The organism is Solirhodobacter olei (assembly GCF_004010155.1).
In the GTDB taxonomy this organism is placed as follows: Bacteria; Pseudomonadota; Alphaproteobacteria; order Rhodobacterales; family Rhodobacteraceae; genus Solirhodobacter; species Solirhodobacter olei.
The window spans coordinates 17,478-31,380 of sequence record NZ_RRYH01000010.1; the positions used below are offsets into that span (position 1 = coordinate 17,478).

The following is a 13,903-nucleotide window of genomic DNA, read 5'->3' on the forward strand; positions in this document are numbered from 1 at the left end:
CGTGCCTCGTCCTCACTTGTATAGACAGTCGCGAAGCTGGATCAGCCCGCGGCGCATCTCGTCTCTCGGGGCGACCATTGCGACGCGAATGTAGCCCCGCCCCGGATTGCCCCCCTCGACCTCGCGGCCGAGATAGGCCCCCGGCAGCACCCTGACCCCGGTCTGACGCCAGAGCTTCAGGGCCGCCTGTTCCCCATCTTCCACCGGCAGCCAGAGGAAAAAGCCCCCCTCCGGCGCCTGGTAGGCCTGAAGACCGCCGAAGACCTCGTCGGCGATCCGGTATTTTTCCTGGTAGAGCGCGCGGTTCTCCACCACATGCGCCTCGTCGGACCAGACCCGCTCCGCCACCCGCTGCAACGGCAGCGGCAGCGGCGCTCCGGCATAGGCCCGAAGCTGCCGGATCCGCGCCATGCCGCGCGGGCCGCCGGCCACGAAGCCCGAGCGCAGCCCCGGCAGGTTCGACCGCTTGGAAAGCGAGTGGAACACATAGACGCGCTCCGGATTCGCGCCGATCTCGGCCGCGACCTCAAGCGCGCCGGTCGGCGGCGCATCGCGGTAGATCTCGGAATAGCATTCATCGGCGAAGATGATGAAATCGTGCTTTTCCGCCAGCCCGATCAGCTCGGCGAGGTATTCCTTCGAGGCCACGGCCCCCTGCGGGTTCGAGGGCGAGCAGAGATAGGCCACCGCCACCCGGTCCAGCACCTCGGCAGGCAGCCCGGCATAATCCGGCAGGAACCCGGTCGCCGCCGTCGCGGGCACGAAGACCGGCTCGGCATCGATCGCGATCGCGGCCACGGCGTAGACCTGGTAGAACGGGTTCGGCACGAGGACGAGCGGCCGCCGCCCGGCCTTCGCTTCCGGGCAGAGCGCGATGAGCGCGCCGAAAAGGCCCTCGCGCGTGCCGTTCAGCGCCATGATGCCCTCGGCCGGAACATCGGCCCCGAAGCGCCGCTTCACCCAGGCCGAGATCGCCGCCAGCAGCTCCGGCGTGCCGTCGTTTGGCGGGTACTTGCCGAAGCCACCAAGGTTCGCCGCCAGGACCTCGCCCACGAAGCCCGGCGGGGCATGCTGCGGCTCGCCGATCGTCATCGCAATAGCCGGCCCGCCCGGCTCGTGATGATCGAGCAGGCTCCGCAGACGCGGAAACGCGTATTCTGGCAGGTTCGAAAACCGCTCTGGAAAGTTCATATCTGCCTCAAACCGGGATCGTGTCGCCCCGTGTCGCCCGAACGATACCGTCCGATCCGGCCCGCGTCCAGAAAGGGCTTTGCCTTCCGCCGCTTGTCAGGCGAAATTGTGGCTTTTCCGCCGGATACCCAGCGCAGCCTCGGCCGCAAGCCCCGTCCGCAGCAGGCTCTCCTCGCCCATCGGCGCCCCCATGAGCATGATCCCGGTCGAGGGGATTCCCGTCGGCAGGGTCAGCGCGGGAAGCCCCATGAGGTTCGCCACGCGCGTGTTGCGCAGCGTCAGCAGGTTCTCCGTCGTATAATGCTCCGCGTCCGTCAGAAGCCGGGCGGCCTTTGGCGGCAGGATCGCGCAGCTCGGCGCCAGGACGGCATCATATCCCGCCACCCGCGTGGCCCAGATGCGGCGCAGCGCGCGCAGCCGCCGCCACGCGGCGATGTGATCGGCGGCAGAGACGCTTGCGCCCCCTTCGAACCGCTCACGGATACGGTCGAACATCTTCTCCGGTGCCGCCCGGATCACGTCCCGCCAGATCGCCCAGGCCTCCGGCCCGAAGGTCGCCCCGGCAAACCCCATCGCCTCGTCGAGCTCCGGCACCGCGACCCTCTCGATCACCGCGCCCGCCTCGGCAAAGGCAGCGAGGGCCCGTTCGAACCCCTGCCGCGGCGCCTCGCGCAGATCGTCCAGCACCACGTTCTCCAGCACCATCAACCGCGCGCCCTTCAGGCTCGCACCCCCCAGATCGGCCGGCTTTGTGCCCTCCAGCACGGCCAGCAGCAGCCCCGCATCCTCGACCGAGCGGCAGAGCGGCCCGACCGTGTCGAAACTCTCCACCAGCGGCACGACACCGGCCGAGGAGACCCGGCCATGCGTCGTCTTCAGCCCGACGAGATCGTTCCAGGCCGAGGGCACCCGCACCGATCCCCCGGTGTCCGACCCGATCCCCGCCGGCGCCAGCCCGAAGGCCACCGAGGCCGCGGCGCCCGAGGAAGATCCCCCCGGCACCGCCTCGGCATCGTTCACGCAGGGCGGCGTCGCGGTCACGGGGTTGAGGCCGAGGCCGGAGAAGGCGAGCTCCGACATGTGCGTCTTGCCAAGACAGACCAGACCCGCCGCCGTGGCATTGCGAAGCACCTCCGCATCCGTCCCCGGCACCCGGCCCGCGAGCAGCGCCGAGCCCGCCTCCGTCGCGACGCCGGCGGTGTCGAAAAGGTCCTTCCAGCTGACCGGCACGCCGTCCAGAAGCCCGCGCCGCAGCCCGGCCTTCGCGCGCTCCGCCGCTGCGCTGGCCTCGGCCAGCGCCCGGTCCTCGGTCAGGCGGGCATAGATTCGGTCGCCCAGATCATGGGAACGGATCGCCTGCAGATAGGCCTCGGTCAGCGCCACAGGGTCGATCGCCCCGGCACCGATCCCGCGCCCCAGATCCGCCGCCGTCATCCACAGCCAATCCGCCGACATGCCCGCCTCCCGTTTCCGCCTGCCCCCTCTGCCTAAAGCGCAATCGCGGTAGGGGGAATAGGAGAAAAGCCACCGCCCCTTCGGCCCGAAACAGCGGGGCGCGAGCCCCGCCGGGCCAGCGCCCGTCCGCCCCCCCAAGGGCGGGCGCTTCTGCCCCTCCTCTCCGCGCAGGGTGCGCATTCATTGCGCACCGGCCCTCCGACACCCCCCTGCCCAAACCGACGCATGGACAATCCCGCGCAACTGCCCATATTGCCCCCCATGACAACGGACTGCGACGTGATCATCCTCGGCGGCGGCCTCAACGGCCCGCCCCTCGCCCTGGCCCTCGCCCAGGCCGGGCTCTCCGTCACGGTCATCGACGCCCTGCCCCAGGCGATCCGCGCCGACGACGCCTTCGACGGCCGCGCCTACGCGCTGGCGCTCGCCTCGCAGCGCCTTCTTGCCGCCGTGGGCGTCTGGCCCGCCGTCGCCGCCAAGGCCCAGCCCATCCTCGGCGTCCGCGCCTCCGACGGGCGGGTGGGCGAAGGGCCCTCGCCCTTCTTCCTCGACTTCGCAAATGGCGAGCTGGAGGAAGGCCCGATGGGCTTCATGCTGGAGGACCGCCACCTGCGGCAGGCCTTCCTCGCCGCGATGGGGACGACCCCGGGCATCACCCAGATCTCCGGCGATACCGTGGTCGCGCAGGAGACCGGCCCCGGCGGCATCACCGTGACGCTCGCCTCCGGCCGGACCCTTTCCGCCCGGCTCCTCGCCGGCTGTGACGGCCGCGCCTCCGGCACTGCGCGGCGCGCCGGCATCTCGCGCAGCGGCTGGGGCTACGGCCAGACCGCGCTGGTCTGCGCCATCGCGCATGAGAAACCGCACGAGGGCATCGCCCAGCAGTTCTTCACCCCCGCTGGCCCCCTCGCCATCCTGCCGCTGACCGGCAACCGCTCCGCCATCGTCTGGTCGGAGCGGGAGGAAACGGCGAGGGCGATCCAGGCGCTCGACGACGAGGGCTACCTCGCCGCGCTCCGCGAGCGGGTCGGCGACTACCTCGGCACGCTGCGCCTCGAGGGTAAGCGCTTCACCTACCCGCTGAACCTGACGCTGGCCAACAGTTTCGTGGCCGAGCGCGTCGCGCTCGTGGGCGACGCGGCGCATGGCGTCCACCCGATCGCCGGGCAGGGGCTGAACCTCGGGCTGCGCGACGTAGGGGCCCTGGCAGAGGTCGTCATCGAGGCCCAGCGCATCGGCGAGGATATCGGCGCGCTCGACGTGCTGGAGCGCTACCAGCGCTGGCGGCGGTTCGACTCGACGGCGCTGGCACTCGGGATGGATACGGTCAACCGGCTGTTCTCGAACGACAACCCGCTGCTGCGCGCCGCGCGGGACATCGGCATGGGAACGGTTAATGCCTTCCCGGGCCTGCGCCGCCGCTTCATCCGGGAGGCCGCCGGCCTGACCGGGGACCTCCCCAAGCTCCTGCAAGGCCGCGCGATCTGACACCCCTCCCCCGGCCCGAAACAGCGTCGCGCAGCGACGCCGGGCCTGCGCCCGTCCGCTCCGAAGGGCGGGCACCGGCTCTCCTCCCCACGTAGGGTGCGCATTCATTGCGCACCAAACCGCCCCCGCGTCACATGCCCAGCCGGTCCGCCAGCTCCCCCATCCCCGAGACGACGAAATCCCAATCCTCATCCGGCACCAGGTCCGTCACCTGCCCCGGCCCATGCTCCTCGGGCCGCAAGACAAACGCCGTCCGCATCCCGCACCCGCGCGCCGCCGCCAGGTCCCCGTTATGCGCCGCCACCATCAGCACGTCGGCACAATCGAGCCCCAGGGTCTCCGCCGCGCCGAGATAGACCTCCGGCGCCGGCTTGTAGGCCCGCGCCACCTCCGCCCCGAGGATCGCGTCCCAGGGCAGCCCCGCGCGCCGCGCCATGTTCACCATCATCCCGATGTTCCCGTTCGAGAGCGGCGCCACGATCATCCCAGTCTTCATCCGGGCGATCCCCGCCACCGCATCAGGCCAGGGATCGAGCCGGTGCCAGGCCTGGTTCAGGTCCTCCAGCTCCGCATCCGCGAACGCTCCGGGCGAGAGGCCGAACTCCACGAGGCTCGCCTCCAGGTTTTCCCGATGCAGCACGTCGAGCCGCACGAAGCCGCGCCTTCCGGAACCGATCTCCGCCATCGCCGGCCCGTAGCGCCGCCGCCAGGCATCGGCGAAGGCGAAGGCATCGACCCCCTGCACGCCGTGGCGGGCCAGGAAGGCGGCCACATCCCGCGCCACGCCGGAACGCCAGTCGACCACTGTCCCGAACACATCGAAAATCGCAGCCTTCATCCCGGCTCCCTCTCCCGTTCCCGGCGTGGAGCTTAACGCCTGCAACGTCGGTAGGATACGGTGGCCATGCGGTGCGGTTACGGTGCGATTGCGGTATGGTTTAACGGTTGAACCAGTTTGGCCCCACCGAAGGTCCCGCGGACCACCCCCGGCCCCCTTCTTCTGTCCGCAAATATCGTCCGGGAGCGCGAGGGGCAGACAGCCCCTCGCCCCCGGCACCTCCGCCTCACGGGCGAAAGGGTTCAGTCACAGAATTCGGTGTAAAGCGTGCCGATCACCCGCCGCGTCCGCTCGCCCTTCAACGAATATGTGATCGAGCGGCCATCGCGGCGGAATTCAACAAGGTCGTCGTCCCGCAGCCGCGCCAGCTGCTTCGAGACGGCCGATTGCGGCAGGTCGAGGAAGGCCTCCAGCTCGCCCACAGTCAGCGGCCCTTCGGCGAGCTTGCACAGGATCACCAGCCGCGCCGGATGCGACAGCGCCTTGAGGAAATCCGTGGTCCGCTGCGCATTTGCCAGCATGTGGCTGGCGGTGTGAGGCGGGGCGACCGGTGCCGTGGTCTCGCCCTGGAATTCGGTCAGGCTCATACAGTCCTCCTTCCGATGACAGGGACCGATGGCTCCGCTCTAATCTTTTCTCGCGCTTGCAGCAACATAACAAACGTTAATGGCCGGCTGCCGTCCGGCTCAGACCGCCAGGCGGGTGAGGCTGAGAAGCGCCGCCACCCCGGCGAACCCTGCCCCCAGCGCCAGCGCCAGGTCGGTGCCGACCATGCCCATCCGGCCCAGAAGAAGCGCCACCAGCGCCGCGCCGATCGACTGGCCGGTAAGCCGTGCGGTGCCCAGCATTCCGTTGGCCGCGCCGCTGCGCGCCTTGGGGGCAGACCCGATCAGGATGCGGTTGTTTGGCGCCTGGAACATGCCGAAGCCAAAGCCGCAGACCGCCATCCGCCAGGCGATGTCCCATTGCACCGGATGGCTCGGCAGCATCGCCAGCAGCGTCAGCCCGATGCAGAGCGCCACCAGCCCGATCCCGCCCAGGATCGCCGGCGAATGCCGGTCGGCCAGCCAGCCAGCCACCGGCGCCGTCACGGCAAGCACAAGCGGCCAGGGCATCATCAGGATCCCCACCATCTCCGGCGGATAGCCCGCGACGGTCTGGAAGGCGAAGGGCAGCGACACGAAGGCCAGCATCTGCGCCGTGAACGCGGCGGTTGAGGCGAAGATGGACAGGCTGAAGATCGGCCGTGAGATCAGGTCGAGCGGCAGCATCGGCCGGGCCGAGCGGCGCGAGCGATGGACCAGCGCCCAGCCGGCCAGCACCATGCCCAGCGCCTGCGGCAGAAGCTCCGCCAGGCCAATCTCGTGGCCGAGCGAGTCGATTGTGGTGATCAGAAGCCCGATCGCCGCGGCGGAACAGATCGCGCTCAGCCAGTCGAACGGATGATCCGTCCGGTCGCTCTCCGGCAGGTTCTTCCAGCCAAGCGCGATGGTCAGAAGCCCCAGAGGAATGTTCAGCGCGAAAAGCCAGCGCCAGCTCGCCACCGACAGGATCACCCCGGCGATCACCGGCCCGGCGGTTGCGGCAGAGGCGACGACAAGGCCGTTGATCCCGATCGCCACGCCGAATTTCGCCTGCGGCACCGTGTAGCGCAGCACGGCCGCGTTCACCGCCATCAGACCCGCCGCGCCGAGCCCCTGCACGATCCGCGCCGCGGTCAGCATGCCGAGCGAGGTCGCTTCCATGCAGAAGAACGATGACAGGGTGAAGAGTGCGATTCCGGTCAGGTAGACCCGGCGGTAGCCGAACTTCTCGCCCAGCGACGAAAGCGGCAGCAGCACCATGACGATGGCAAGCTGGTAGCCGTTCACGATCCAGATCGAGGTCGACGCAGGGGCATTGAACTCCTGCGCGATGGTCGGCAGCGCCACGTTGGCGATCGTCCCGTCGAGCACCGCAAGCGTCAGCCCGACGATGATGGTCGCCCAGGCCAGCGCGCGGCGGGGCATCGGCAGGCCATCCGCTTCCACCGGGCGCCGCCCCTTCCGGGCCGCTGTTGCATCCTGTTCCACCACGCGATCCATGCCCGTTCCCTCGTGCAAGCCGGCGGCCCCGGCACCGACGACTCGTGCGCAACATATTCCCGGCCGCGCCAAGGTCCAGCCCTCTTGCCGGATTTCCGGAGGCGACCTCCGCATCCCTTGGCGCCTGTTGTGCGGGCCCGCGTCCGGAGGCTGGACCTGCCGCGCAGGCCCGCTTAGGCTCCGCGTCGGAAAGGGGGGCCGATGCTGAGCTTCGTGCTGTCGCGCCTGGGATCGCTTGCGCTCAGCCTGGTCGTCGCCAGCCTGGTGATATTTGCCGTCGTGCAGATCATCCCGGGCGACCCCGCGACTTTCATGATGGGGCTGAACGCGACACCGGCGTCGGTGGAGACCCTGCGCAAGGCCCTGGGGCTGACGGGGTCGCTGCCGGTCCGCTACCTGCATTGGGTGGGCGGCATGCTGAGCGGTGATCTCGGCACCTCCTATACCTACCGCGTCCCGGTCGCGGGTCTGGTGCTGCAACGGCTTCAGGTCTCGCTGCCACTGACGCTCTTTGCGCTCTTCCTGTCCCTTGCGCTGGCGCTACCGGCCGGGATCCTCGCCGCCGCACGGCGGGGGCGCGGGGCGGACCTCACCGTCATGGGCTTCACCCAGCTCGGCATCGCGGTGCCGAACTTCTGGTTCGCCATGCTGCTGGCGCTGCTTTTCGCGCTGAAGCTGCACTGGCTGCCCGCCGGGGGCTTTCCCGGCTGGAAGGCGGGGGTCCTTCCCGTGCTCCGCTCGCTCACGCTTCCGGCCATCGCGCTTGCCCTGCCGCAGGCGGCCATCCTCGCGCGGGTGATGCGCTCCTCGCTGATCGACACGCTGGGGCAGGATTTCATCCGCACCGCCCGCGCAAAGGGGCTCTCGAGCGGGCAGGCCGTGCGCCGCCATGCGGTCAGGAATGCGCTGATCCCGGTCCTGACGATCCTAGGGCTGCAGTTCTCCTTCCTCCTCGCCGGCGGGATCATCATCGAGAACGTGTTCTACCTGCCCGGCCTCGGCCGGCTGATCTTCCAGGGCATCACCCAGCGCGACCTGATCGTGGTGCAATCGGTGGTGATGCTTCTGGTCGCCGCCGTGATCGTGGTGAATTTCGTCGTCGAGATCGCCTATGCGCTGATCGACCCGCGGCTGAGGCGGCAGGCATGAGGTCCGGCGCATGAGGGGAAGGGGACGCGCCACGCTCTGGATCGGCGCCTGCCTCGCCGGGTTCTTCCTGGCGCTGGCAATTCTGTCCTATGTCTGGACGCCCTATCCCTATGCCGCGATGGACATCGCGCAGAAATTCCGCCCGCCGGGGCCGCTGCACTGGCTCGGCACCGACCAGTTCGGGCGCGACGTCGCCTCCCAGCTGATGGTCGGCGCCCGCACGTCGATCGCCGTCGCCGTCGTCGCCGTGGCAATCGGCATGGCCGGGGGCGTGCCGCTCGGCCTCTGGGCTGCCGCCCGCCGCGGCAGCCTGACCGACGAGGTGATCCAGCGCGGCGGCGACCTGGTCTTCGCCTTCCCGGCCATCGTCATCGCCATCCTGATCACCTCGGTCTTCGGGCCCTCGGCGCTGAACGCGATCCTCGCCATCGGGATCTTCAACATCCCGGTTTTCGCCCGCGTCACCCGGGCCGGCGCGCTGAGCCTCTGGACGCTCGACTACATCCGCGCGGCGCAGGTGGCGGGCAAGCGCCGGGCCCGGATCTCGGTGGAGCATATCCTGCCGAACGTGGCGAACCTCCTGATCGTGCAGGGCACCATCCAGTTCTCCCTCGGCATCCTCGCCGAGGCGGGGCTGAGCTATGTCGGCCTCGGCGCGCAGCCACCCACGCCCTCCTGGGGCAGGATGCTGGCCGACAGCCAGACGATGATGGCCTTCGCGCCGCAGCTCGCCATCTTCCCCGGCCTCGCCATCGTGCTGACGGTGCTGGGGCTGAACCTGATGGGCGACGGGCTGCGCGACCTCCTCGACCCACGGCTGAGGCGCCGGTCATGACGCTCCTCTCCGTCCGCGATCTTCAGCTTTCGATCCACCGCGCCCCGATCCTGCACGGCCTCGACTTCGACATCCGCGCGGGGGAGGTCTTCGGCCTTGTCGGCGAGTCGGGCTCCGGCAAGTCGATGACGGCGCTGGCCCTGATGCAGCTCCTCCCCTACGGCGGGACAAGCACGGGACGGGCTGCGATGGGGGGCGAGAACCTCCTCGCCCTCTCGGAACGCCGGATGTGCGCGCTTCGAGGCCGTGAAATCGGCATGATCTTCCAAGAGCCGATGACAGCGCTGAACCCGGTCAAGACCATCGGCGACCAGGTGGCGGAGACGCTGATGATCCACGGCGCCGCCAGCCGCCGCGCGGCGCTGGAGGTGGCGCGGGAACGCCTCGACCGCGTCGGGCTCTTCGAGGAACGCTTCCCGCTCGACCGTTTCCCGCATGAGCTTTCGGGCGGCCAGCGCCAGCGCGTCTGCATCGCCATGGCGGTTGCCCTCCGCCCGAAGCTGCTGATCGCCGACGAACCGACGACGGCCCTCGACGTGACGACGCAGGCGCAGATCCTCGACCTGCTCAAGGGGCTGGTGGAGGAGGAGGACATGGCGCTGATGCTGATCACCCATGACCTCGCCGTGGTGGCTGGCATGGCCGACCATGTCGCCGTGATGCAGGCCGGCCGGATCGTGGAGGCCGGGCCGACCGAGGCCCTTTTCCGCACCCGGGCGCATGACTACACCCGCCGGCTTTTCGCCGCCTCCGACCACGCCCCTGCGCGGCAGGTGACGCGGACGGAAAAGCCGCTTCTCGAGGTCGCGGGCGCAGAGCGCGCCTACACCCTGCCCCGCACCCGCCCCTTCGGGCCGCAGTCCCATTTCCGCGCGGTGAAGGGGGTGAGCTTCACGCTCCACGAGGGCGAGAGCCTCGGCCTTGTCGGTGAGTCCGGCTGCGGCAAGTCCACCCTCGCCCGCGCCATCCTCGGCCTCGACGTCCTGCAAGGCGGCACGATCCGGCTGGGGGGGGAGGCGGTCCGCGCCGGCCACCACATGCACCGGACGATGCGCGCCAAGATGCAGGCGGTGTTCCAGGACCCCTACGGCAGTTTCAACCCGCGCTGGACCGTCGCACGCCTCGTGGCCGAGCCGCTGCACCTGCTGCATGAGCCGCCGGCCGACCCCGCCGCGCGGGTAGCCAGCGCGCTGGAGGAGGTCGGCCTCGTCCCCGCCGATGCCCGGAAGTACATCCACGAGTTCTCCGGCGGCCAGCGCCAGCGCATCGCCATCGCCCGCGCGCTGATCCTTCGCCCCAGGCTGATCGTGCTGGACGAGGCGGTCTCCGCCCTCGACGTGCGGGTCCGCGCGCAGGTGCTGGACCTGCTGGCCGAATTGCAGTCGCGCCACGGCCTCGCCTATCTCTTCATCAGCCACGACCTTGCGGTGGTCCGTGCGATCACCGACCGTGTTCTGGTTATGCAGGCGGGCGAGATCGTGGAGGAAGGCGAGACGGGCCGTGTCTTCGACGCCCCCGCCCATGCTTATACGAAGACCCTGGTGGCGGCCTCGCCGCGCCTGCCGCCCGACTGGAGGGAAGACGATGCCGCTCGACAGACTGTGGTTTGACCCCGCGCAGATGTTCATCGGCGGGCGCTGGATTGCCGCCGCCGCGACCCTGCCGCTGGAGGATCCCTCCACCGGCCTCGGCATTGGCACCATCGCCCGGGGCGGCAGGGACGAGATCGACGCCGCCGTTGCGGCCGCCGAGGGCGCGCTTCTGGGCGACTGGGGCCGGATGAGCGCGGCCGAACGTGGGCGCATCCTCGCCCGCATCGGGCAGCTGGTGCTGGCGCGGGTGGACGACCTCGCCGTGCTAGAGGCCACCGATGTCGGCAAGCCGCTGAAACAGGCCAGGGCCGACGCGCTGGCGCTGGCGCGCTACATGGAGTTCTACGCCGGCGCCGCGGACAAGGTGATGGGCGAGACGATCCCCTATCTCGACGGCTACACCGTCTACACGCTGCGCGAGCCGCATGGGGTGACGGGCCATATCATCCCCTGGAACTACCCGATGCAGATCATCGGCCGCTCGGTCGGCGCGGCGCTCGCCATGGGCAATGCCTGCGTGCTGAAACCCGCCGAGGAGGCGTGCCTCACCGCCCTCGCCTTCGCCCGGCTGGCGGAGGAGGCGGGCCTGCCCGCCGGCGCGCTGAACGTCGTCCCGGGCCTGGGCGAAGAGGCGGGCGCGGCGCTTTCCGCCCATCCCGGCGTGCGTCATCTGAGCTTCACCGGCTCCGTCGCGGTGGGTCAGCTGGTGCAGGAGGCTGCCGCGCGCAACGTCGTGCCGGTGACGCTCGAACTCGGCGGCAAGTCCCCCCAGGTGGTCTTCGCCGATGCCGATCTCGACAAGGCCCTGCCCTTCCTCGTCAACGCCGGGATCCAGAACGCGGGGCAGACCTGCTCGGCCTCCTCCCGCATCCTGGTGGAGCGCGCCCGCTACGCCGAGGTGGTGGAGCGCATGGCCGCCCGCTATGCCGCGCTCCGCGTCGGCCCGGCAATGGCGGATCTCGACGTCGGCCCGCTGATCTCCGCCCGGCAGAAGGAGATCGTGGAGGGCTTCCTCGCCCTCTCCTCCGACCTCACCGTCGCCGCGCGCGGCAGGATCGTGGAAGACGCCCCCGCGGGCGGCCATTACGTCGCCCCCATACTGCTGGCCGATGTCCGCCCCGACCACCGGCTGGCGCAGGACGAGATCTTCGGCCCGGCGCAGGTCGTCATCCCTTTCGAGGGCGAGGAAGAGGCCGTGGCGATCGCCAATGGCACCGGCTACGGCCTCGTCGCCAGCTGCTGGAGCGAGAACGGCGGCCGCGCGATGCGGATGGCGCGGCGGCTCCGCGCCGGGCAGGTGTTTCTGAACAACTACGGCGCCGGCGGTGGGGTGGAGCTGCCCTTCGGCGGCATCGGCAAGTCCGGCCATGGCCGCGAGAAGGGGTTCGAGGCGCTCTACGGCTTCTCGACACTGAAGACCGTGGCGGCGCATCACGGCTGAGAGGCGCAGGACAGAGGAAACCGCAGGGGAGGCAAGGATGCGGCTGGAGGGAAAGACGGCAATCGTGACGGGCGGCGGCTCGGGCTTCGGGGCGGGTATCGCGCGCGCCTTCGCGGCAGAGGGCGCGCGGGTCATGGTGGCCGATATCAACGCCGAAGCCGCCCGGGCCGTTGCGGCGGACATCGGCGGGCTCGGCCAAGTGGTAGACGTGAGCCAGGACGCCTCGGTCCGCGCCATGGGCGAGGCGGCGATGGCGGCGTTCGGCAAGATCGACATCCTGGTGAACAACGCCGGCGTCACCCATCTCCCTGCGCCGATGGAGGAGGTGAGCGAGGCGGATTTCGACCGCGTCCTCGCCGTCAACACCAAGTCCGTATACCTCGCCGCCCGCCATATCGTGCCGCGGATGAAGGCGGCCAATGCCGGGGCGATCCTCAACGTCGCCTCCACCGCCGGGCTGTCGCCCCGGCCGCGGCTGAGCTGGTACAACGCCTCGAAGGGCTGGATGATCACAGCCACGAAGTCCATGGCGGTGGAGCTGGCGCCGTTCGGCGTGCGGGTGAACGCGATCTGCCCGGTGGCGGGGGAGACGCCGCTTCTGAAAAGCTTCATGGGAGAGGATACGCCCGAGATGCGGGCGAAGTTCCTCGCCACCATCCCGATCGGGCGCTTCTCGACCCCGGCAGACATGGGTGCGGCGGCGCTCTATCTCTGCTCGGACGAGGCCTCTATGGTGACGGGGGTCGCGCTTGAAGTCGACGGCGGGCGGTGTATCTGACGGGTCCCGCCAGGGGCGCCGCCCCCTGACCCGCGGAACATTCTTGCCAGGATGAAAGACAGGGCCGATGCGCCCGAGGGAGAGAGCAATGCCGATCACCGTCCAGTTCGCCGCCGGGCCCGACCTCTGGCCGGCATACCGCGCGCCGCTGGCAGAAGCCTTCGCCGAGGCCGGGCTGGACGTGGAGATGGCCGAGAAGATCGCACCGGAGCAGGTCGACTATATCGTCTTCGCCCCGGGCGGCACGATCTCGGATTTCGCGCCCTACACCCGCTGCAAGGCGGTGCTGAACCTCTGGGCGGGGGTGGAGAAGATCGTGGGCCTACCGGGGCTGACGATGCCGCTCTGCCGCATGGTCGACCCGGCGCTGACCGAGGGGATGGTGGAATATGTCGTGGGCAACGTGCTGCGCCACCACCTGGGCCTCGATACCCATGTGCTGAACCAGGACGGCATCTGGCGCCACAACCTGATCCCGCCGGTAGCGCGCGAGCGGAAGGTGACGATGCTCGGGCTTGGCGCGCTGGGGGCGGCCTGCGGCCAGGCCCTCGCCGCGCTGAACTTCCCCGTCACGGGGTGGAGCCGGACGCCGAAGGAGGTGCCGGGCCTCACCTGCCTCAGCGGGCCGGAGGGGCTGGCCCGGGCGCTCACGGGAGCGGAGATCGTGGTGCTGCTGCTGCCGCTGACGGCGGAGACGACGAACCTGATCGATGCCGGGCGCCTCGCGCTTCTCGCGCCAGGGGCCGCGCTGATCAACCCCGGCCGCGGGCCGCTGATCGACGACGCGGCGCTTCTGGCCGCGCTCGACGCGGGCCGGCTCGGCCATGCCACGCTCGACGTCTTCCGCACCGAGCCGCTACCGCCGGAGCATCCGTTCTGGGCCCACCCCCGCGTCACCGTCACGCCCCATATCGCCGCCGACACGCGCCCCGCCAGCGCCTCGCGCGTGATCGCCGAGAACATCCGCCGCGGCGAGGCGGGCGTGCCCTTCCTCCACCGCGTCGACCGCGCCCGGGGCTACTGAGCCGCCGGAACCCCGGCGGGCCGCGCGA

Annotated in this window: 12 protein-coding genes; 7 read left to right on the top strand and 5 right to left on the bottom strand. The window is 70.2% G+C overall.

What is annotated here, in order from left to right; all coding sequences use genetic code 11:
- Positions 1-12: 12 nt before the first annotated feature.
- Positions 13-1,191 carry an aminotransferase class I/II-fold pyridoxal phosphate-dependent enzyme gene (locus tag EIP85_RS08645; protein ID WP_127901783.1) on the bottom strand — a complete coding sequence of 393 codons (1,179 nt, stop codon included), beginning with the start codon at positions 1,189-1,191 and terminating at the stop codon, positions 13-15.
- A gap of 96 nt (positions 1,192-1,287) precedes the next feature.
- Positions 1,288-2,646 carry an amidase gene (locus EIP85_RS08650; RefSeq protein WP_127901784.1) on the bottom strand — a complete coding sequence of 453 codons (1,359 nt, stop codon included), beginning with the start codon at positions 2,644-2,646 and terminating at the stop codon, positions 1,288-1,290.
- Positions 2,647-2,907: 261 nt separating this feature from the next.
- Between EIP85_RS08650 and EIP85_RS08655 the strand changes: the two genes are divergently transcribed.
- Positions 2,908-4,134 carry an FAD-dependent monooxygenase gene (locus tag EIP85_RS08655; protein ID WP_422067210.1) on the top strand — a complete coding sequence of 409 codons (1,227 nt, stop codon included), beginning with the start codon at positions 2,908-2,910 and terminating at the stop codon, positions 4,132-4,134.
- Positions 4,135-4,264: 130 nt separating this feature from the next.
- Here EIP85_RS08655 and EIP85_RS08660 read toward each other — a convergent pair whose 3' ends face one another.
- The 3 genes from EIP85_RS08660 to EIP85_RS08670 form a co-directional block, all read right to left on the bottom strand.
- The gene (locus tag EIP85_RS08660) at positions 4,265-4,972 is read right to left on the bottom strand and encodes a haloacid dehalogenase type II (RefSeq protein WP_127901786.1); all 708 of its coding nucleotides are present in this window, start codon (positions 4,970-4,972) and stop codon (positions 4,265-4,267) included.
- A 242-nt stretch (positions 4,973-5,214) separates the two neighbouring features.
- Positions 5,215-5,559 carry a metalloregulator ArsR/SmtB family transcription factor gene (locus EIP85_RS08665; protein WP_127901787.1) on the bottom strand — a complete coding sequence of 115 codons (345 nt, stop codon included), beginning with the start codon at positions 5,557-5,559 and terminating at the stop codon, positions 5,215-5,217.
- 99 nt (positions 5,560-5,658) lie between these two features.
- The gene (locus EIP85_RS08670) at positions 5,659-7,056 is read right to left on the bottom strand and encodes an MFS transporter (RefSeq protein ID WP_127901788.1); all 1,398 of its coding nucleotides are present in this window, start codon (positions 7,054-7,056) and stop codon (positions 5,659-5,661) included.
- Between the two features lie 201 nt (positions 7,057-7,257).
- On the opposite strand from EIP85_RS08670, the gene EIP85_RS08675 reads away from it, so the two are divergent.
- The 6 genes from EIP85_RS08675 (at position 7,258) to EIP85_RS08700 (ending at position 13,875) form a co-directional block, all read left to right on the top strand.
- A complete protein-coding gene (locus EIP85_RS08675; protein ID WP_127901789.1) occupies positions 7,258-8,205 on the top strand; it encodes an ABC transporter permease in 948 nt (315 codons plus the stop codon).
- Positions 8,206-8,215: 10 nt separating this feature from the next.
- On the top strand, positions 8,216-9,040 hold the full coding sequence (locus tag EIP85_RS08680; RefSeq protein ID WP_127901790.1) for an ABC transporter permease: 825 nt from the start codon (positions 8,216-8,218) through the stop codon (positions 9,038-9,040).
- Positions 9,037-10,650 carry an ABC transporter ATP-binding protein gene (locus EIP85_RS08685; protein WP_127901791.1) on the top strand — a complete coding sequence of 538 codons (1,614 nt, stop codon included), beginning with the start codon at positions 9,037-9,039 and terminating at the stop codon, positions 10,648-10,650. The genes EIP85_RS08680 and EIP85_RS08685 overlap by 4 nt, the downstream gene beginning before the upstream one ends.
- Positions 10,625-12,073, top strand: a complete 1,449-nt coding sequence (locus tag EIP85_RS08690) for an aldehyde dehydrogenase family protein (RefSeq protein ID WP_127901792.1) — start codon at positions 10,625-10,627, stop codon at positions 12,071-12,073. Before EIP85_RS08685 ends, EIP85_RS08690 begins: the two co-directional genes overlap by 26 nt.
- 37 nt (positions 12,074-12,110) lie before the next feature.
- Positions 12,111-12,851 (top strand): glucose 1-dehydrogenase, encoded by a 741-nt coding sequence (locus EIP85_RS08695; RefSeq protein ID WP_127901793.1) that lies wholly within the window; start codon positions 12,111-12,113, stop codon positions 12,849-12,851.
- Between the two features lie 88 nt (positions 12,852-12,939).
- A complete protein-coding gene (locus EIP85_RS08700; RefSeq protein ID WP_127901794.1) occupies positions 12,940-13,875 on the top strand; it encodes a 2-hydroxyacid dehydrogenase in 936 nt (311 codons plus the stop codon).
- Positions 13,876-13,903 lie beyond the last annotated feature (28 nt).

What these genes read in the sequence shown, in the direction of transcription:
- EIP85_RS08645 (WP_127901783.1), bottom strand. Translation starts at nt 1,191, where the DNA reads ATGAACTTTCCAGAGCGGTTTTCGAACCTGCCAGAATACGCGTTTCCG.
- EIP85_RS08650 (WP_127901784.1), bottom strand. Translation starts at nt 2,646, where the DNA reads ATGTCGGCGGATTGGCTGTGGATGACGGCGGCGGATCTGGGGCGCGGG.
- EIP85_RS08655 (WP_422067210.1), top strand. Translation starts at nt 2,908, where the DNA reads ATGACAACGGACTGCGACGTGATCATCCTCGGCGGCGGCCTCAACGGC.
- EIP85_RS08660 (WP_127901786.1), bottom strand. Translation starts at nt 4,972, where the DNA reads ATGAAGGCTGCGATTTTCGATGTGTTCGGGACAGTGGTCGACTGGCGT.
- EIP85_RS08665 (WP_127901787.1), bottom strand. Translation starts at nt 5,559, where the DNA reads ATGAGCCTGACCGAATTCCAGGGCGAGACCACGGCACCGGTCGCCCCG.
- EIP85_RS08670 (WP_127901788.1), bottom strand. Translation starts at nt 7,056, where the DNA reads ATGGATCGCGTGGTGGAACAGGATGCAACAGCGGCCCGGAAGGGGCGG.
- EIP85_RS08675 (WP_127901789.1), top strand. Translation starts at nt 7,258, where the DNA reads ATGCTGAGCTTCGTGCTGTCGCGCCTGGGATCGCTTGCGCTCAGCCTG.
- EIP85_RS08680 (WP_127901790.1), top strand. Translation starts at nt 8,216, where the DNA reads ATGAGGGGAAGGGGACGCGCCACGCTCTGGATCGGCGCCTGCCTCGCC.
- EIP85_RS08685 (WP_127901791.1), top strand. Translation starts at nt 9,037, where the DNA reads ATGACGCTCCTCTCCGTCCGCGATCTTCAGCTTTCGATCCACCGCGCC.
- EIP85_RS08690 (WP_127901792.1), top strand. Translation starts at nt 10,625, where the DNA reads ATGCCGCTCGACAGACTGTGGTTTGACCCCGCGCAGATGTTCATCGGC.
- EIP85_RS08695 (WP_127901793.1), top strand. Translation starts at nt 12,111, where the DNA reads ATGCGGCTGGAGGGAAAGACGGCAATCGTGACGGGCGGCGGCTCGGGC.
- EIP85_RS08700 (WP_127901794.1), top strand. Translation starts at nt 12,940, where the DNA reads ATGCCGATCACCGTCCAGTTCGCCGCCGGGCCCGACCTCTGGCCGGCA.